Source organism: Lentzea sp. NPDC003310 (genome assembly GCF_040610935.1).
Taxonomy (GTDB): domain Bacteria; phylum Actinomycetota; class Actinomycetes; order Mycobacteriales; family Pseudonocardiaceae; genus Lentzea.
In genome coordinates, this window is record NZ_JBEXNC010000001.1 from 147,869 (window position 1) to 166,059 (window position 18,191).

Annotated in this window: 16 protein-coding genes; 7 read left to right on the forward strand and 9 right to left on the reverse strand. The window is 72.3% G+C overall.

Annotated features, from left to right (window positions below):
• Nucleotides 1–2 precede the first annotated feature (2 nt).
• Nucleotides 3–1,439 carry an NAD(P)/FAD-dependent oxidoreductase gene (locus ABZX02_RS00705; RefSeq protein WP_355293979.1) on the reverse strand — a complete coding sequence of 479 codons (1,437 nt, stop codon included), beginning with the start codon at nucleotides 1,437–1,439 and terminating at the stop codon, nucleotides 3–5.
• A 71-nt stretch (nucleotides 1,440–1,510) separates the two neighbouring features.
• Between ABZX02_RS00705 and ABZX02_RS00710 the strand changes: the two genes are divergently transcribed.
• Entirely contained in the window at nucleotides 1,511–2,548 is a 1,038-nt protein-coding gene (locus tag ABZX02_RS00710) for an AraC family transcriptional regulator (RefSeq protein WP_355293980.1), read from the forward strand.
• 23 nt (nucleotides 2,549–2,571) lie between these two features.
• Here the strand turns inward: ABZX02_RS00710 and ABZX02_RS00715 are convergent, their stop codons facing one another.
• Nucleotides 2,572–3,492, reverse strand: a complete 921-nt coding sequence (locus ABZX02_RS00715) for a hypothetical protein (RefSeq protein WP_355293981.1) — start codon at nucleotides 3,490–3,492, stop codon at nucleotides 2,572–2,574.
• Nucleotides 3,489–3,986, reverse strand: a complete 498-nt coding sequence (locus ABZX02_RS00720) for a SigE family RNA polymerase sigma factor (RefSeq protein ID WP_355293982.1) — start codon at nucleotides 3,984–3,986, stop codon at nucleotides 3,489–3,491. Before ABZX02_RS00720 ends, ABZX02_RS00715 begins: the two co-directional genes overlap by 4 nt.
• A gap of 148 nt (nucleotides 3,987–4,134) precedes the next feature.
• Here ABZX02_RS00720 and ABZX02_RS00725 point away from each other — a divergent pair, with 148 nt between their 5' ends.
• From ABZX02_RS00725 to ABZX02_RS00745, 5 genes are all read left to right on the forward strand, one after another.
• Nucleotides 4,135–5,043 carry a DMT family transporter gene (locus ABZX02_RS00725; protein WP_355293983.1) on the forward strand — a complete coding sequence of 303 codons (909 nt, stop codon included), beginning with the start codon at nucleotides 4,135–4,137 and terminating at the stop codon, nucleotides 5,041–5,043.
• Nucleotides 5,040–5,681, forward strand: coding sequence for a serine O-acetyltransferase EpsC (gene epsC, locus ABZX02_RS00730; RefSeq protein WP_355293984.1), 642 nt, complete (start codon nucleotides 5,040–5,042; stop codon nucleotides 5,679–5,681). Before ABZX02_RS00725 ends, epsC begins: the two co-directional genes overlap by 4 nt.
• A gap of 22 nt (nucleotides 5,682–5,703) precedes the next feature.
• Nucleotides 5,704–6,675, forward strand: coding sequence for a cysteine synthase A (gene cysK / locus ABZX02_RS00735; RefSeq protein ID WP_355293985.1), 972 nt, complete (start codon nucleotides 5,704–5,706; stop codon nucleotides 6,673–6,675).
• 6 nt (nucleotides 6,676–6,681) lie between these two features.
• A complete protein-coding gene (locus ABZX02_RS00740; RefSeq protein WP_355293986.1) occupies nucleotides 6,682–7,176 on the forward strand; it encodes a cupin domain-containing protein in 495 nt (164 codons plus the stop codon).
• 280 nt (nucleotides 7,177–7,456) lie between these two features.
• A complete protein-coding gene (locus ABZX02_RS00745; RefSeq protein ID WP_355293987.1) occupies nucleotides 7,457–8,626 on the forward strand; it encodes a serine/threonine-protein kinase in 1,170 nt (389 codons plus the stop codon).
• A gap of 215 nt (nucleotides 8,627–8,841) precedes the next feature.
• Here ABZX02_RS00745 and ABZX02_RS00750 read toward each other — a convergent pair whose 3' ends face one another.
• Genes ABZX02_RS00750 through ABZX02_RS00760 form a run of 3 tightly spaced genes read right to left on the reverse strand, consistent with a single transcriptional unit; the run spans nucleotide 8,842 to nucleotide 11,209 of the window.
• On the reverse strand, nucleotides 8,842–9,225 hold the full coding sequence (locus ABZX02_RS00750; RefSeq protein WP_355293988.1) for a VOC family protein: 384 nt from the start codon (nucleotides 9,223–9,225) through the stop codon (nucleotides 8,842–8,844).
• On the reverse strand, nucleotides 9,225–10,682 hold the full coding sequence (locus tag ABZX02_RS00755) for a hypothetical protein (RefSeq protein ID WP_355293989.1): 1,458 nt from the start codon (nucleotides 10,680–10,682) through the stop codon (nucleotides 9,225–9,227). Before ABZX02_RS00755 ends, ABZX02_RS00750 begins: the two co-directional genes overlap by 1 nt.
• Nucleotides 10,679–11,209 carry a hypothetical protein gene (locus tag ABZX02_RS00760; RefSeq protein ID WP_355293990.1) on the reverse strand — a complete coding sequence of 177 codons (531 nt, stop codon included), beginning with the start codon at nucleotides 11,207–11,209 and terminating at the stop codon, nucleotides 10,679–10,681. The genes ABZX02_RS00755 and ABZX02_RS00760 overlap by 4 nt, the downstream gene beginning before the upstream one ends.
• Nucleotides 11,210–11,402: 193 nt before the next feature.
• On the opposite strand from ABZX02_RS00760, the gene ABZX02_RS00765 reads away from it, so the two are divergent.
• A complete protein-coding gene (locus ABZX02_RS00765) occupies nucleotides 11,403–14,297 on the forward strand; it encodes an NACHT domain-containing protein (RefSeq protein ID WP_355293991.1) in 2,895 nt (964 codons plus the stop codon).
• A gap of 84 nt (nucleotides 14,298–14,381) precedes the next feature.
• Here the strand turns inward: ABZX02_RS00765 and ABZX02_RS00770 are convergent, their stop codons facing one another.
• The 3 genes from ABZX02_RS00770 to ABZX02_RS00780 all read right to left on the reverse strand — a co-directional run bounded on the left by ABZX02_RS00770 (nucleotide 14,382) and on the right by ABZX02_RS00780 (nucleotide 18,147).
• A complete protein-coding gene (locus ABZX02_RS00770) occupies nucleotides 14,382–15,593 on the reverse strand; it encodes a VWA-like domain-containing protein (protein WP_355293992.1) in 1,212 nt (403 codons plus the stop codon).
• Nucleotides 15,590–16,810, reverse strand: a complete 1,221-nt coding sequence (locus ABZX02_RS00775) for a MoxR family ATPase (RefSeq protein WP_355293993.1) — start codon at nucleotides 16,808–16,810, stop codon at nucleotides 15,590–15,592. The genes ABZX02_RS00770 and ABZX02_RS00775 overlap by 4 nt, the downstream gene beginning before the upstream one ends.
• A gap of 62 nt (nucleotides 16,811–16,872) precedes the next feature.
• Nucleotides 16,873–18,147 (reverse strand): hypothetical protein, encoded by a 1,275-nt coding sequence (locus tag ABZX02_RS00780; RefSeq protein WP_355293994.1) that lies wholly within the window; start codon nucleotides 18,145–18,147, stop codon nucleotides 16,873–16,875.
• Between the last annotated feature and the right edge of the window lie 44 nt (nucleotides 18,148–18,191).

Sequence of the window (18,191 nt, forward strand, 5' to 3'; positions counted from 1 at the left end):
CGTCACACCTCCGCCGTCGTGCGCGCGGGCTCGAAGTCCTCCGGCCGCAACCGGGCCGTGCGGCGCAGGTACTCCCACGTGCCGCCGGGCCAGTTCGTCGTGATCTCCCCGTCCGCCGTGCGGTACCAGGACGAGCAGGTGCTCCACACGCCCCCGGCCAGCCGGGACGACATCTCCCGGTCGAACGCGTCGGCGACCTCGCGCCGCACCTCCAGCGCGGCGCCGGTCTCGGCGAGCCGCCGCACGGCCGCCACCACGTACCGGCACTGCGCCTCGATCATGGTGACCACCGAGTTGCCGCCGAGGTTGGTGTTGGGCCCGTAGACCAGGAACAGGTTCGGGAACCCCGGCACGGTCAGGCCCAGGTGGGCGCGCGGCCGTCCCGCCCACACCGCCGCGAGGTCGTGCCCGCCGCGGCCGGTGATGCCCGGGAAGCCGAACCCCGCCACGGTGAACCCGGTGCCCCAGATCAGCACGTCCGCCGGGTGGTCGCGGCCGTCCGCGGTGCGCACCCCGTGCTCGGTGACCTCGGTGATCGGCTCGGTCACCACGTCCACGTCCGGCCGGCTCAGCGCCGGGTACCAGGAGTTGCTGAACAGCACCCGCTTGCAGCCGGGCTCGCTCGAGGGCCGCAGGGCCGCCCGCAACGCCGCGTCCCGCACCTGGAGCCGCCGGTGCAGCGCGGCGACGGCACCGACGAGCGCGCGGGTGAACCGCCCGTTGAGCAGCCGCGTCAGCGTCTCGCCCGCGAGCCACACCCCGCCCCGCGCGGCCCGCAGCCGCGTCGGGTGCGAGCGTCCGGTCAGGGCGGCGTCGGGTTTGGGCAGCACGTGCGGGGCGGACCGCTGGAACACCGTCAGGTGGCCCGTCACCGGTGCGATCTCGGGGACGAACTGGGCCGCGCTGGCGCCCGTGCCGACCACGGCCACCCGCCGTCCACGCAGGTCCACGTCGTGCCGCCAGGTGGCGCTGTGGAAGACGGGTCCGGCGAACCGGTCGAGGCCCCGCACCTGCGGGATCGCGGGTGTGGAGAGCTGCCCGACCGCGCAGACCAGCACGTCCGCCTCGACGACCTCGCCGTCCGCGAGCGTGACGCGCCACCGGGCGCGCGTCTCGTCGAACGCCGCCGCGACCACCTCGGCGCCGTACCGGACGTGGTCGCGCACCTCGTCCGCGGCGGAGCGCAGGTAGCGCAGGATGTCGGGCTGGGCCGAGTACCGCCGCGGCCACGTGGTGCTCGGGGCGAAGGAGTACGAGTAGAGCGAGGAGGGCACGTCGCAGGCCGCGCCGGGGTAGGTGTTGTCGCGCCATACGCCGCCGGGGCCGTCCGCCCGCTCCAGCACGGTGAACCGGTCGAACCCGGCTCTGCGCAGGGACAACGCCACTCCCAGCCCGCCGAAACCGGCACCGACGACGATCACCTCGGGTTGTGCGCTCACGTCGTCGAAGCTAGGAACATCCACCCGTTCGCACCAGGACAACACCGGCCGCGCAGTTGACAATCGCGGCCATGAGGTCGTTGGCCGAGCCGGTCGTCCGGCACTGGGACTTCCCGCGGGGCATCGCGAGCGTCGCACTCCTGCTGCGCTTCGGCGCCGAGCACGACGTGCCGGCGGAGGCGTTGCTCGACGGGACCGAGATCGACGCCGCGCTGCTCGCCGACCCGGTCGCCGAGATCGAGGCGCACCAGGAGCTGGCGCTCGTGCGCAACCTGGCGCGCCTGCTGCCGGACGCGGGCGTCGCCGCCGGACGCCGGTACCACGCCACCACGTTCGGTGTGCTGGGCTACGCGTTCCTCAGCGCCGCCACCTTGCAGGACGCGATCACCACCGCCCTGCGCTACCTCGACCTGAGCTTCGCGTTCACCGCGCCCACCGCCGTGGTCGACGGCGACCGGCTCGTGCTGGCGCTCGACCGCGGCGGGCTGCCGGACGACGTGGCGACGTTCCTCGTCGAACGGGACCTCGCCGCGATCCACACCGTCGTGGGCGAGCTGCTCACCGGTGCCGTGCCGGTCCTGGACGTCGAGCTGCGGCACGCGCTTCCGGACGACCTCCGCGAGCACGAGGAGGTCTTCGGCGTCCGGCCGCGCTTCGGCGGTGCCGCCGACCAGTCCGTTGTGGACGTCTCCGTGCTCGCGGAGGCGTTGCGGCTGGCCAGTCCCGAGACGACGGCGGTGTGCGAGGCGCAGTGCCGCGAGCTCGCCGAACGCCGCCGCGAGAGCCCCGGTGTCACGCGGGAGGTCCGCCGGTTGCTGGAGTCCTCGGACAGGTTCGAGGAGGGCATGCCTGCCCTCGCGCGGGCGCTGGGACTCAGCCCGCGCACGTTGCGCCGCCGTCTCGCCACGTCCGGCACCAGCTACCAGGCCCTGCTGGACGAGGAACGCGCCAAGCGGGCCGTGCGGCTGCTCGCCGGGGGAGACCTGTCGATCGAGGCCGTGGCCGAGCGGCTCGGGTTCGCCGAGGCCGCGAGCTTCGGCCACGCGTTCCGCCGGTGGTTCGGGGTGTCCCCGAGCCGGTACCACCGGCGGGCGGGCGATCAGCCGTAGCCGCGGCAGGTCCACAGTGGACGTCAGCGTGGTGCGAACGACACCTGCCAGTCGCCCGTGATGCGTTCCGTGATGACGGTGACCTCGACCCGCTGACCCTCCACGACGTCCAGGCCGTAGTGCTTCTTCCAGTCGGAGAGGAACATGCTCGAGCTGCTCGCGGTGTAGGACCAGTGCGAGAAGTCGACGAGGCCGACACCGTCGACGAGCACGCGGATCCTGCCGGGGGTGTTCAGCTGCGCCCGCAGCAGGCTCTCGCCGGGCCACTCGAGGGTGAACCTCTTCTCCCCGTTCGGTGTTCCGGCGTCGGGCCGCAGGAAGATCGACGCTTCCGGGAGGTTCAGCGGGAACGTCTGCAGCGTCGCCGGTCGCGGTGGGAACGGGTACTCGCTCACCGGCACCGGATCGCCGATCCCGACCGCGAACGACCCCCGGGTGCCCTCGGCCACGGTCCGCACCGTCATCTCGACGACGGACGGCCGCCCCGCCACGACGTCGAACGCACCCCAGTCGGCCACCTTGCCCATGCCGCCGCAGCCGTTGTCCTCGGTGTAGACGTGGCCGTTGACCGTCACGGTGATCCGCAGGCCGTCCGGTGCGGTGTCGCAGTGGGTGATCAGCTGGAAGTCGAGCGACCGCGGCACGAACCGCAGGGTGAGGCCGGTCGCCGGGAGGTCGCCCCAGGCCTGGGCGGACAGGCGCGTCCCGGACTGGTACTCCGGCAGGCTGCGCGGCGGCACGGCGGGTTCGGGTGCCTCGGCGCGGGGGAGCACCACGAAGACGAGGCCGACGAGCGCGAGCACGAGGCAGGCGACGCCGGCGACGGCACGGCGGCGCCGGGACGCGACCACCCGCGCCCGCACGCCCGCCATGCGCGCGTCGTGGGACGAGCCGGGGACGTCGGCACGGGAGCGCAGCACCTCGCCGAGATCGGTCAGGTTCATCGCCGCAGCCCTTCGAACGTGATCGTGTCGTCGAGCCGCAGCTTCGCGAGCGCCTTGCTCGCCTGGCTCTTGACGGTGCCGACGGAACAGCCGAGCGTCGCGGCCACCTGCGCCTCGGTGAGGTCCTCGTAGTAGCGCAGCACCAGCACGGTGCGTTGCCGGCGCGGCAGCCGGCCGAGCGCCTGCCAGAGCCACTCGCGGTCGTCCACGGCGTTCTGCGGCGACTCGCCCGGCGGGTCCGGCAGGTCGCCGGTCGGTTCCTCGCCTCTCCACCGGCGCCGCCACCAGGTGGCGTGCGAGGTCGCGATGATCCGCCGCACGTACGGCTCCGGATCGCCCTCGACGCGGTGCCACGCCCGCCACGCCTTGGCGAGCGCCGTCTGCAGCAGGTCCTCCGCGTGGCCGCGGTCCCGCGTGAGCAGGAAAGCCGTGCGCAGCAGACGTGGCGACGCCGCCGCCACGAACTCCTCGAACCCCACAGGTGAGTGCAGCACTTCCCGGCCTTTCCGCTGTGTCCGTCACTGCTACTACCAGTCGGGAGGCGCGGATGGTTGCCCGCGTGCGGCTCGCTCTAGTACGCCCCGAGCAGGCCCTGCTGAAGTATCCAAACGACTACTGACAGATGACCCGAATCGAGAAGCAATGGACAAGGCATCCGTCGCGCGCTTCCTGCTGCTGGCGCTGCTGTGGGGAAGCAGCTTCACCTTCATCAAGGTGTCCCTGGAAGGACTGACACCGGGACAACTCGTACTCAGCAGACTGATCCTGGGCGCGGCCGTGCTGCTCTCGATCGCGGCCGTCCGCAAGGTCACCCTGCCCAAGTCCGCCCAGGTCTGGGGCCACATCGCGGCCGCCGGCCTGTTCGGCAACGTCATCCCGTTCCTCCTGCTGTCCTACGGCGAGAAGACCACCGGCGCGGGCATCGCGGGCGTTCTCGTCGGGGCCACCCCGCTGCTGACGCTGGCGCTCGCCACAGCCGCGCTGCCGACCGAGCGGGCCACCTCGCGCAAGGCCGTCGGACTGGCGCTGGGCTTCGTCGGCGTGGTGCTGCTGATCGGCCCGTGGCACGAGTCGCTCGGCTCGCTCAGCGGCCGGATGGCGTGCTTCGGCGCGGCGGTCAGCTACGCGATCGGCTTCGTGTACGTGCGCAAGTACCTGTCGCCGCTCGGCCTCGCACCGCTCGCGCTGGCCGCGTCGCAGCTCGTGTCGGCGGCGGTGCTGCAGGCCGTCGTCACGCCGTTCCTGGCCTGGCGCACGCCCGAGTTCACCGGCCCGGTGACGCTCAGCATCGTGCTGCTCGGCCTGCTCAGCACCGGCCTGGCGTACGTGCTCTACTTCCGCCTCATCGGTGACGTCGGCGCCACCACGGCCTCCGCGGTCAACTACGTGGTGCCGGTGTTCGCGGTGCTCGTCAGCGTGCTGTTCCTCGGTGAGCACATCACCTGGAACCTCGTCGCCGGCGGCCTGGTGGTGCTCGTCGGCGTGGCCTACGCGGAGAACAGGGTGGGCCAGCTGCGCAAGGAGAAGGAGACCGCGGGGGCGGTCCGGTGAGCCCGCGGGCGCTGCTCCGCTCGCTCACCGACGACCTGGACATGGTCATGGACCGCGACCCGTCGATCCTGTCGCGCAGCGAGGCACTGCTGCACCCGACGGTCATCGCGATCTGGGGCCACCGCGTGTCGCACCGGTTGCACCTGCGGGGAAAGCGGCGCAGCGCCCGGCTGGTCATGGTCGTCGCGAGACTGCTGACCGGGGGGATCGAGATCCACCCCGGCGCGACGATCGGCCGCGGGTTCTTCATCGACCACGGCGCGGGGGTGGTGATCGGCGAGACGGTCGTCATCGGCGACGACGTCACGATCTTCCACCAGGTGACGCTCGGCGCGGTCGGGTGGTGGCACGACAACCAGCGGCCGGAGGGCTCGCGGCGGCACCCGAAGCTCGGCGACCGGGTCGTCGTCGGCGCCAACGCGACGTTGCTCGGCCCGATCACCGTCGGCCACGACTCCGTGGTGGGCGCGCAGGCACTGGTGATCCGCGACGTTCCGGCGGACTCCCGGGTGCTGGCGCCGTTCTCCATCCCGAACCTGAGGTCGACCCGCGGTGTCGCGAAGGCGGCCAGGCCTCGCCAGTCCGTCGTGGTGGCGGGGCAGAAGCACAAGGGCGCGGCCGTGTTCCCCAGCTGGTGACACCCATCCGATCGGAGTGTTCGTGAACATCCGGCTCAGTCAACCGCTCACCCAACGACCGCCCGCCGCCTCGCTCGTCGACCTGATCGGCGGCACGCCCACCGTGCGGCTCGACCTCGGCGTCACCGCGGCGACCCTCTACGCCAAGCTGGAGATGGGCAACCCGCTGTCGAGCGTCAAGGACCGCGCCGCCCTCTACATGATCAACGGGGCGGAGGAGCGCGGCGAGCTCACCAGGGGCTCGGGCACCATCGTCGAGGCCACGTCCGGCAACACCGGCATCTCCATGGCGGCCATCGCGGCGGCGCGCGGCTACAAGTGCGTCATCGTCCTGCCGGACAGCGCGACCACCGAACGCCTGCAGCTGCTGAAGGCGTTCGGCGCCGAGATCGTGCTGACGCCGTACCAGGAGGGCTACGTCGCGGCGATCGCCAAGGCGGAGGAGATCTCCCGCGAGCGGCCGGGCTCGTGGTTCGCCTGCCAGCACGAGAACGCCGACAACGTGGCCGCGCACTACGCCACCACCGGCCCGGAGATCTGGAACGACACCGACGGCGAGATCGACGTCTTCGTCTGCGGTGTCGGCACCGGCGGCACCCTCAGCGGCACCGCGAAGTTCCTGAAGGAGCGCAACCCCGCGATCCGCGTGATCGCGGTGGAGCCGGAGGGGTCCCCGGTGATCAGCCAGGGCTGGGGCGGCCTGCACCGCATCCCCGGCCTCAACGGCGGGTTCGTCGCGGCGACCACCGACGTGGGCCTGATCGACGACGTCCTCACCGTGTCCAATGAGGACGCTTACGCCACCGCGCGCGAACTCGCCCGCACGGCGGGACTTCTCGTCGGCGTCTCGTCCGGTGCGGCGGCCCACGCCTGCCGGGTGCTCGCCGGACGCCCCGAGTACGCGGGCAAGAACCTGATCACCGTGTTCCCGGACACGGGTGAGCGTTACCTCTCGTGGTTCAACCAGGACGACATCGCCAGCAACGAGGAGTGAACAGACATGACGCAAGTCTCCAACATCCTGCTTCCCGGCGAGGGCGAGTCGGTGCAGATCGGCACGACCACGCACACCACCTTCAAGGCCAGGGGCAGTGAGACGGACGGCAGGCTCGGTCTGTACGAGCACCGCATGGCGGCCGGTGCCCCCGGCGCCTCGCCGCACGTCCACAACGAACAGCTCGAAGCGTTCTACGTGCTCAGCGGCATGGTCGAGCTGCACCTCGACGGCAAGTCGTTCGCCGCGCCGCCCGGCACGTACGTGAACGTCCCGATGGGCGTCTCGCACGGGTTCCACAACCCGTACAAGGACCAGGCGACCATGCTGATCATCTTCACCCCGGCCCTCAACCGCGAGGAGTACTTCCGCGGGCTCGCCGAGATGTACGCGGACGGCAACAAGCCCTCCGAGGACGAGCTGCTGACGCTGATGGCGAAGTACGACCAGTTCGAGGTGACGATGAACGGCTACGACGTCCCCAACTGGGGCCGGCACTGAGGTGGAGGCGGGCGTCCCTGCGGGGGCGCCCGCCTGCCGGCGCCTCTCCGGCGGGAGAGCACCTCTGCCAGTCGGAGGAACGCGGGACGGCCGTCGGCCGGAACACGCGTTGAGCAGCTCGTGCGAGGACGGCCGGGGCGAACGCGCCTCGCGTCTCAACTGGTGGGTTGACGGTTGACAGTCCGGCCAGGGGTGGAATATTCCAAGCCTTGCAGAGTGTCCGGCGCGGTCGGGGTGGGCGGGGCCACCTCGGCCGCCGCCGCCGGCTACGAGGTGACGAATGACAGAGGAGTTACCGGAGATCCCCGGCTTCCGGTACGTCCGACCGCTCGGCAAGAACGTCCACCTGTACCGCGCCGCCGACGGCGAGGTCGCGGTGAAGTTGCTCGTCGACCCGCCGCGGGTCGCCGAGATCAGGGCGGTGGCCGGACTGCGGCACCCCGGGATCGCGGCGGTCGACCGCGCCGGGCGCACCCGTGCCGGGCTGCCGTACCTGGTGCTGAGGTACTTCCCGGACGGCGACCTGACGGCGGAGGCCCCGGCGCCGTTCGCGCGCGTGCTGGAGATAGGGATCGCCGTCGCGGACGCGCTGCACGCCGCGCACCGGGCGGGCGTCCTGCACCGCGACGTGAAACCCGCCAACGTCCTGCGCGACGAGCAGGGCCAGGTCTACCTGGCGGACTTCGGCACGACCAGCGGCGACCACCTGCTGTGGGCGGCGCCCGAGGTGATCAGCACCGGCGCGCACTCGGTGCGGTCGGACGTCTTCTCGCTCGCCGCGACGCTGTGGCACCTGCTGACGGGGCACTCGCCGTTCGTCGTGCCGCGCGGGGACAACTCCCGCGTGGCGATCACACAGCGCATCCTGCTCGGTGCCGTGCCCGCCTCCGGACGGGCGCCGGACGCGGTGGAAGCGCTGCTACGCCAAGCGATGTCCGCGGATCCCGGCGCGCGGCCGGCGTCGGTCGCCGAGTTCGCGCGGCGCTTGCAGCAGATCCACGACGAGTCGGCCCCCACCGCCGCGCTCGCGGCCGTCGTCGTCCCGGCCGGTGACGCGCCCGTGCGGCGCAAGGGCCGGTGGCCGCTGTACGCCGGCGCGGCCGGAGCCGTCGCCGTGGTCGGGGTGACCAGCGCGCTGTTGTTGCAGGACAGGGGTTCCGCGTTGCAGGCGCCGCTCGGCGCGCAGCCGGGGAGCGCGGAGGGCAAGCCGGTGGTGAGCGCGACCCGCGTGAACCCGCAGACGCTGCGCTTCTCGTGGACCTACCCGTCGCCGCAGGCGGGCGACACGTTCGTCTGGCAGACCAACGACGAGCTGAAGACGGGGACCGTGGGCGAGCCGTCGGTCGAGCTGTCCGCGTCGGGCACGCTGTGCGTCGAGGTGCGGGTGGTGCGGGCCGACGGCAGCAACGCGCAGGAGCGCGACTGGTCCCCGGAGGGCTGCGGCTCCTGACCCCGGCACCGTCCGGTGTGGACGGTGCCCGGTTCGCCTGTGCCGCGGTGTCGGCCACCCGCTCGTTGTCGGCGGCCGTCCTTCGCGACCTGCGCGCGGGCCGTGCCGACGACGTCGTGGTAGCCGTCCGCCCTGCGCCGCACCAGGTCGACGACGCCGAGGATGGCTGGAGTGGAAGATTGGGCTTTCTGCCGCGGCGCGGTGCGGCAGAATGATTACCCGCGTTGCTCGGCGACCAGCCAGCACAGGCAGAACGGGTGACCGGCGGGGTCCGCGTACACCTGGAAGTCGTCGCCGGCGGTGTTCCCGGCGGCCGGCCTGAGCACCGTGGCCCCCAGCGCCATCACCTGCTCGTGCGCCTCGGCGAAGTCCTCGACCCACAGGTCCAGGTGGATCTGCTGCTTGGTCGGCCCGTCCGGCCACGTCGGCGGGGTGTGGTCGGGCGCGAGCTGCACACCGACCCGCGGCGTGCCGTCGACCACCACCATGTGCCAGTCGCTGTCCTCCTGGACCTCGCCACCGAGCACGCCGGCCCAGAACCTGCTCTCGGGCCCGAGGTCGGCCGCGTCGAAGGTGACCACCTGGAACTTGATCCGCATCACCGCATTCTGCCAACGCCTCGTCGGCGTCGCAGGTCACTCCAGAGCAGAACCGCGACGGCCAACCCGAGACAGGCCAAGCCGACCGCACGTCCGCGCGGCCTCCGGCTGGTTGGGCGCGCCTCTTCGGGGATCGCTTGCCTTTGAGCGACGGCCTGCACCCGTGCCTGCAGCAGCACGACGAGACCGATGGCCGCGAGCATGGCGTTCGACCCGAGCCCGAACTCGTCCGCCTTGTCGGCCTCCCACACCGATCTCGCGGTCAGCACCGCCCAGTCGTGCGGCTGCGACGCGAGCGCGTCGGCGAGTCCGGCCTCGACGCCGTCCGCCGGCTTCGGCGGCCGTGCCATCACCGCGGCGACCGCGATGCCCCGCACGGAGGCGCCGTCCTCGGCGCGGGCGAGTTCCCGGGCCGCGGCGGCCTCACCCGTGTAGACGGCGTCGATCTCCCGCGCGGTGGCGGCGACGCTGCCTTCGCGGGCGATCTGCTCCGCGGTGGCGCCGAACTCGGTGAGCGTCGAGCTGAGGCTCTCGGCACTGCGCGACTGCACCGCGTGCCGCGCCGACTCGGCCTGGTACCGCTGCTCCTGGGAGCTGAAGTACAGCTGCAGCAACGGGAACAGCACGCTCGCCGCCCAGACGGCCAGGGCGACGGACGCGATCCGCCGCTGTGCGCCGGTGGCGGCTCCGGGTTGAGCGAAGAGCTCGAGCCCGCGCCCGGGCTCCAGCCTGGACGCGCGATCGGCCTTCTGCCCGGATCCCCGCCCTGCCTCCTGCCTGGGCTCCCGTCTGGACCCGCGCCCGGACCCGCGCCCGGACTCCCGCCCGGCCTCCTGCCCGGACCTCCGCTTGGACCCGCGCCCCGACTCCTGCCCGGACCCCCGCCTCGACCCGCGCCCGGACTTCCGCCCGGCTTCCGCCCCGGACCTGCGCACGGACGCCCCGACCACCGCCAGCCCGGTGACCACCCCGGTCAGCAGCGAGATCCACAGCGCGAGCGCCGCGAACCCGTCCCCCTCCCGATCCGGCGCCTCGGGGTCCGGCAACGGCCGTGCCCGCGCGGCAGCGGTATCGGCCAGCCGCCGCGCGAGGTCCGAGCCACCACCAGGCAGGTCGTACCGCCGCTGCCCGAGCAACGTCGTGGGCCCGGCTGCCTGCCGCAACGCGAACGCGGCCTGCTCGGCGATCGTCCAATCCGTCGCGGCCGCGGAGTTGTTGCCCGCCAACGGCTCCAGCGCGTCCGCCCGCATCTGCAACACCGAGACGCGGAACGCGAGCGGCCCCTCGTTGGCGTACACCTTCCGCACGTCGTCCTGCCGCACGCCGGCCAGGTCGACCTCGACCCGTACGGCCCGCTGCCACGCACTGGACGCGTCGCTGTACCTCCACCCGGCGAGGAACGTGCACGCCGCGCCGACCAGGATCGCGACGACCTGGACGACGACCCGCGCCCTCACGAGACCCGCAGCAGCAGTAGCTCGCGGCGGCCGTTCTCCTGCAGCCGCAGCGAGTCCAGGTCGGCCCGGAACGTGAAGACCCGCGCGTCCAACGGCTCCGGCACGTCGACGTAGTCGCCTCCCGGGTCCTCCGGTGACTTCCGGGTGCGCGTGGACCGCTCCGGTGCCAGTTCCAGCCGGTCCTCGGCCGTCGTGTACCTGCCCGTCTGGTCGCGGTGAAAGACGAACCGGCCCGTCGGCACGTTGTATTCCAGCGCCTCGCGCGATTCGTACCGGCCGTCGGCGGAGAACCGGTAACGCGTCTGGGTGGTCGACCCGGTGCAGATCCACTCGCCGACGATGCGGGCCGGGCTCGCCTCGCCGGCTGGCGGGGGAGCGGTGCACTCCTGGGCGGAGCTCTGCTGGGAGGTAACAGGGTTCTGCGAGGACTGTGGTGGGGGTGGCGGCACGAACGGGCCGGTGCAGGCGGTGGCCGCGGACAATGCGAGAAGGGCGGCCGAAAGGATTTTCGGCACCGTTGCTGCCATGGCGGCGACTATACGTCTTCATGGCGAGGACGCTGGTTCTAAAAAGTGGACACTTTATTCAAGTTGACTCGGCTGGAATATTCTTCCGGAGAGAAATATATGTGCTGAAATGGTAACGCCATCATCGCTCGGATGCGATCAGCTACTTGTGCTCTTACCGTCTCGTCGCGGCAGATACGCGGCATTCCTGCTGATGGCTGCCGGCATCGCGTACGCGCTCGTCAAGTTCCCGTTGGACACCAGCGATGCCCTCGCCGGCATCCTCGGCGGACTGCTCGCTCTGGTGGCCGGCGTCTCCGCGCTGGCGCGCTACCTCGACGCCCGCCAGAAGCCGGTGGACACCGAAGAAGAGGGACGAGCGCTGGCAGACGAGTTGCTGGAGCGCTGGAAGCCCGAGCTCGCCGCGCGACGCCGGCGATCCGGTGCGGCGGACACCTTGCCGGTGCAGTGGCGCCAGGCGGAGTCCGCGACGCAGCACCGTCGCGTCGTCACCGCGAACCCCGAGCAGTCCGTGCTGGACGTCGCCAAGGCCTTCCGCGCCCTGCCCCACCAGCGGGCTGTGCTCCTCGGCGAACCCGGCGGCGGCAAGACCTTCCTGGCCATCTCCCTCGTGGTCGGCCTGCTTTCGGAACGGGCCGCGGACGACAAGGTGCCCGTCCTGCTGTCGCTGTCCAGCTGGGACCCGGTGGCGGACGACCTGGACACGTTCATCGTGCGCGCCCTCGCCGCCGCCCACTACGCGGGAGCCGAACGCATCCCGAAAGCGTTGCTGGACAAGGGAGTCATCTTCCCGGTGCTGGACGGCCTCGACGAGCTGCCCGAGCACCTCCGCCGCCGGGCGCTGAGCCGCATCAACGACACGCTGGCGGGCCACCGCCGGATCCTGCTCACCTGCCGCTCCGTGGAGTACGCCGAAGGCATCGCGGCGGGCGCACCCGCGCTGCGGCAGGCGCCGATCTTCGAGATCCTGCCGCTCACCCCAGGACAGATCTCCCGGCACCTGCGGACGGACCCGCGCTGGTCACCGGTCGCGGAGACCGTCGCGGCGCACCCTGACGGCCCGCTCGGCATCGCGCTGTCGACGCCGTTGATGCTCTCGCTGTTCACCAGGGCGTACGCGGGCCGGGACCCGTCCGCCCTGCTCAAGCTGACCAGCGGCAACGACGTGCGGGACCACCTGGTCGACGTGTTGATCGACTCGGTCTACCCGGAACGGGGCCGGGGGTGGACGGCACCGGCTGCCCGCCGGTACCTGACGTACCTCGCGCGGTACCTGCACCAGCACGCCGAGCGGGAACTGACGTGGTGGAAGCTGCCCAACCGGGTGCTGTCCCCGTGGACCGGGGCGCTCGTGGGCCTCGTTGGCGGAGCGGTGGTGGCCGCGGTGCTGACGCTGCTCGACTTCGACGACCCGCTCGACGTGTCGGAGAACCCGTTCATGTCGGCGGGCGTGTTCGGGCTCGCCTGCACGATCTTGTGGTTCCTCGGCCTGGGGCAAAAGGTCGACAGGTGGCGCATGGGCTTCCGGCAGGGCGCGCGGGACGGGGCGTTGTTGGTGGCCGTGCCCGGAGCCCTCAGCCTGTTCGTGGCGATGGCGTCCGAAACCACGTTGTCGATCCGGAAGGCGGTCGCCTCGGTCGCGGTCTGGGTTTGCGTGACTGCGGCCCTGGCGGCGGTGTGCGCTTTGGCGGTCGGACTGCACCGCCATCTCATCGCCCGTGCGGCGGTCGTCGGCCGCGCCGAACCCGCCGACGTGCTGCGGAGGGAACGCCGGGCCACCCTGATCGGCACGGCCACCACCTTGGTGTCCGTCAGCGCGCTCTGCATGGCCTTGTTCCAGCTCGTCACCGGCCTCTCCGTGCACGTCGGCCAGCGCGCCGCCGCCACCTTGGGCGTGCCCGTCGTCATCACCCCGGTCTCCAGCGAGATGGAGAAGTTCGACCCGGAGGCGGTCGCGTCGATCGTGCTGGTCGCGGTCACGGTGGTGCTCGCGGTATTGCTGACCAGCCGTTGGCCCCGGTACGTGGTGGCCAAGGCGGTGCTCTGGACCACGGGGCGACTGCCGTTGCGCTTCGAGGCGTTCCTCGCCGACGCGCGGGACAAGGGATTGCTGCGCGCGGGAGTCGCGGGGTACGAGTTCTGGCACGTCGTGTTGCAGGAGCGCCTTGTCCTGCGGGGCAAGGACGTGCGGATGGGCAGGCCCGTCGTCCGAGCCGTCGCTCTGTGGGCCGCGGCCGTCAGCGCGGTGACCGCCGTGATCGTGGTCGACCTGACCCAGCCCGAGGCGTGCACCACGACTGGTCTGCGCCATGCCGATTCCGCGCTGTTCACCGTCGTTGGTGCGGACGGGAAGGCGCAGTGCGCGGCGATGCTCGACGCTGCCGACGTCGCGGAGGTGGGCGGGCTCGGGGATGCCGAGGCGGAGAGAGTGCTGGCTCCGAAGGGAGTTCGTGTTTCATCTGGGCCTCGCCTGTCCGTGCTCGGTGAGTTTTCGGCCATGACCTCCGGAACGTTCAACGCGGTTGTCGAAGGCATCGGATCGGCGGGCTTCGTCCTGGAGTTGGAGTTGTACACGCTGCCCAGCGGTGCTCAGGTCGAGGAAGCTGGTGTCCAGCTCCTCTGGTCCAAGATCGGCCGCGGTGTCGCCGGGTTTCTCGTGCAGGCGGACGGATCGGTTCTGGTCACCGGTCCGGGAGCCCCCTCCGTGACGACCAAGGACCCCGCCGAGGTCGCCAGGGCCGCGATCGCCCAGGTTGCGGGGAACCGCTCACAGGTTTCGGGGGCGGCCGTCCTCGACGGGGTGAGCCGCGAAGAATGTGAACAACTGGAAGCCGAACACTTTGCGAAGAGCATCGACCTCAGGGGGCTCCAGGTTGCTGATGGGGCGCTTGGCTCCTTGGAGAGATGCGGCGAAGTCGTAGTCATCGTCACCCCGTTGACCATTGGCAGCCACTACGACCTCCGGTTCCTGTCCGACGAGGTGGAGGGGCGCGCACAAGCCTGCCAGAGGAGGACACCACCTCTGTCGGACGTGTCGGCCGCCGCGTGCGCGGTCGTGACGCTATCCCAAGGCATCTACAGCCGATGAGTCCGCTGCCTCGGACGGCCGGCGGACGCGGTGGCGCCGACCGTCATGCGGGCCAGCGGGACTCGTTCTGCTCTGCCGCGACGATCATCCGATCGTCACCACCCTGGCCCACGACGGCGGCTCGTCCGGCACGTAGTCCGGATCGTCCTCGTCGTACCGGTGCGGGCGCGCGAACAGCCCCACCACCGTGCGGCACGGCGGTGGCGCGGACGGCCACGGCGTCTGGCCGTCGGTCAGCGCGACCACGACGTCCGGCCGGAACCGCAGGGCCCGCGCGAAACCCTCGCGCAGGTCCGTGCCACCGCCGCCGACCAGCGGGATGCCCTCCGCGTGGCACAACGGGTTCGTGACGTGCGCGGCGGAGTCGCAGGACAGCACCGAGACCAGGTCGCGGCGGCCGCCCACGGCGCGGACGATCGCCGCCGTCTCGACGATCGCGCTGCCTAGCTCGGCGTCGCTGACCGAGGCCGAGGTGTCCACGACGACCACGACGCGCGGGGGTCTGCGGCGCAGGCTCGGCAGCACCACCTTCGGCACGCCGGCCGACCTGCGCGACGGCCTGCCGTAGGTGTAGTCCTCGCCCACGCCGGGGCCGGAGACCGCCGACCGGACCGCGGCGCCCAGCAGGTCGCGCCACGGCTGCGGTGGGTGGAAGACCCGTTCCGCCCACCGGCGCCAGCCCTGCGGGACGGTGCCCGGGCTGGCCGTGATGCCTCGCGCGACGCGGAACCGGACGGCGTCCTGCTCCAGCGCGGTGAGGCCGTGGGCGCCGTCCGCGCCGAGGTCCCACGGGCGGTCCAGGCCGTCGGCGCCGCTGCCGCAGTCGAGCCACGCGAACGCGTCGGTGTGCGGGCCGAGCCGGAACTGGTGCAGGTAGTCCTCCATCAGCTCGCCCGGTGACAGCCGCAGCAGTTCCGGGTGGACGGCGTCGTCGGGCCGCCGCAGGCCGTCGCCGAAGACGTCGTCGTTGATCTCGCAGTCCGCCGCGATGTTCATCCGCAGCCGTTCGCCGGGACCGGACAGCTCGTGCCGTGCCGCGTACCTGTCGCCGCGGCCGTGGTGGTCGCGCACGAGGTGCGCCACCTCGTGCACCCAGATCCCCGCCAGGTCCTCGACGGGTCTCGCGTCGACGAACGCCGGGGAGACGTAGCAGCGCCAGTGCCGGTCCACCGCCATCGTCGGCACCCGCGGCGACTCCACCACCTTCAGTGCGAACAACGCCGTCGCGAGGTACGGGCGGCAGCGCACCGCGTACAACCGCGCGGCGAACAACTTCTCCTCGTCCAAGGTCTTCATCCGCGCACCCCGGCGACGGCCGCGACCCGGTCCACCCGCCGCGACAGCGACACCGCGCCGGACAGCTGCTCGATCTCGACCGGGACCTCCCAGCCGTCCTGGCGCAGCGCGGCGAGGGTCGAGGCCGGCACGACCACCAGGTCCGGCGCGCCGGTCTCGAGCGCGGCGGCCAGCAGCGTCCACGCCGCGTGCCAGCGGGCTTCGTCCGGGCGGTTGCGCACGGCCGCGACCACGCCGTCGAGGACGACCTGTCGCAGGTCGCCGCGTTCGGGCAGCACCGCCGCCGCCGGGTTCGCGAGCAGGTCCTCGGGGTCGGGCAGGTCCATCCGGTCGAGGCTCGCCAGCAGTTCGAGGCCGGGACCGTCGCCCACCGCGCCGCGCACGAGCAGGGAGAGCACGTCGCGGGACGTGCCGGCGGCGGTCGCGAAGGCGATGAGCCGCAACGCCATGTCCCAGCTGCGCGGCGAGGCCCAGGCGCCACCGCGAAGCGTCTCGCTCTTCGGCAGCTGGTGAACGAGATTCGGCCTGGCGGCGAGGAGTTCGCACACCGCGCGCCGCGCGAACGCCACTGCGTCCGGCAGCCGCGCCGGATCGAGCCGCGGCATCGTGGCGACCGGCCAGGTGCCGCCGAGCCCGCGCACCACGACCTCGTGGTCGTGCGCCCAGCGCAGGTGGACGAACCGGTTGGCGAGCGGCGGGCTCAGCTCCCAGCCGTCGGCGGCGGACGACCGCGGGTTGGCCGCGGCCACGATCCGCACGCCGGGAGGGAGGTGCAGCGTGCCGATCCGGCGTTCCAGCACCACGCGCAGCAACGCGGCCTGCACGGCCGGTGGTGCGGTCGAGAGCTCGTCCAGGAACAGCAGACCGTGTCCGGCCCGGACCAGGCGAACGGCCCAGTCCGGGGGCGCCATCGGCACTCCCTGCGTCGCCGGGTCGTCGCCGACCACCGGCAGGCCGGAGAAGTCCGACGGCTCGTGCACGCTCGCGATCACCGTGGTGAGCGGCAGGCCGAGGGTGTCGGCGAGCTGGGTGAGGGCGGCGGTCTTGCCGATCCCCGGCTCGCCCCAGAGCAGCACGGGCAGGTCCGCGGACACGGCGAGCGTCAGGGCTTCGAGCTGCGGATCGGTCCGCGGCTCGGTGGACGTGTCGCCCAGCAGCGCCAGCAGATCAGCGGCCACGTCGAGCATCTGTCCATTGTGGATAGTCGATTCAGGCATGCGTCGATCACCTTGTGTCATGTCGGGGCCGTTGCGCCGGCCGGGCGAGGAGGAGGTTCGGGTCAGGGACGGCGGAGAGCCGCGTGCAGCCAGCGGCCGCGTCCGCGGGGAACGCGGAGGTCCTTCGAGGACGGCAGCGGCGGCAGTTCGTGGAGTTCGGCCCGGTACAGGCCGTGCGCCACCTTGCGTTCCGCCGCCGTCTCCAGTTCTTCCCGCAACGCGCCGTCGAGCAGCGGCGCGTCCGGTCCGAGGAGGTCCTCGACGACGGCCAGGGCACCGGCGAAGTCGCCGTGGTCCAGGCGGGCGCGGATGGCGTCCAGGTCCGCCGGGTTTCGGTGTGCCGCGTCGATCGCGGTGACGCAGGGCAGGCTCGTGCCACCGAGCGCGGCGAGCAGCTCTTCGCGGCGGATCTCGGCGGGGTCGTGGTCGAGTGGCACCAGGACGCCGCCGACCACGCCGATCCGGTGCGTTGAGCCCCGGCAGTCGACGAGTCGCGGGGTTCCTGCTGTACCAGGACTTCGCGGTGCCGCAGCGGGGTGGTCCGGCAGCAGCGCCGACCTCACGAGCGGGTGCAGGCGCTCGGCGTCCATCACGCCCGCCCGCCACAGCTCCAGGTCGGGCAGCACCCACGTCGCCGCGTCCGGCAGGACGGGAATCCCGTTGGCACGCCGGGACTTCACGGTGGAACCCGGTGCGTGCAGGTCGACGACCACCCGGTGCCGTGCACCGAGCCGAACCGCGACCTCGGTGCCCGGATGACCGTCCTCGCGCAGCAGCAGAGCGGCCTCGGCCTCCCACCGGTGCGTGGCACGGCCGTCCGCGGGCACCTGGTCGGCGCCGCAGCGGTCACGCAGCTCGGACACCCTGCGCACGTCCCAGAGGTGGCGGTGCAGGTCGAGCCGGAACCGCTGGTCCGGCCGCGCGCCGCTCAGCGGCCCGGACCGCTCCCACAGCGCGAGGCTGATCCGTTGTCCCGCGTCGGCCCAGGCGGGCGGCGTGCGCGCGACGAGGTGCACCTCGTCGCCGGGCAGCCGGTACCGGGCCAGGGAGACGGTGAGCCCGGGACGCAGCAGGCCGTCGGGCCTGATCCTCGGGAAGTGCCACCGCAGCAGGTCCGGCGCCAGTGCGCGCAGGTCGGCGCGGACGAGGTCCACGAGCTCACGGCCACGAGAGCGGTGCAGGGCGCGGAGGTGGAGGTCGACGTCGACCCGTGCCGCGGCACAGGCTCCCGACCAGTCGCCGGCACGCCGGCGGGAGGTCGCGGTCTCGATCATCGATGCCGGCACGGCGAACTCGCGCACGTGCGACCAGAAAGCGAGGCGGGGATGTCTCTTCACGGGCCAGTGGTGCATCAGCACTCACCGTTGGTGAAGGAGACCCC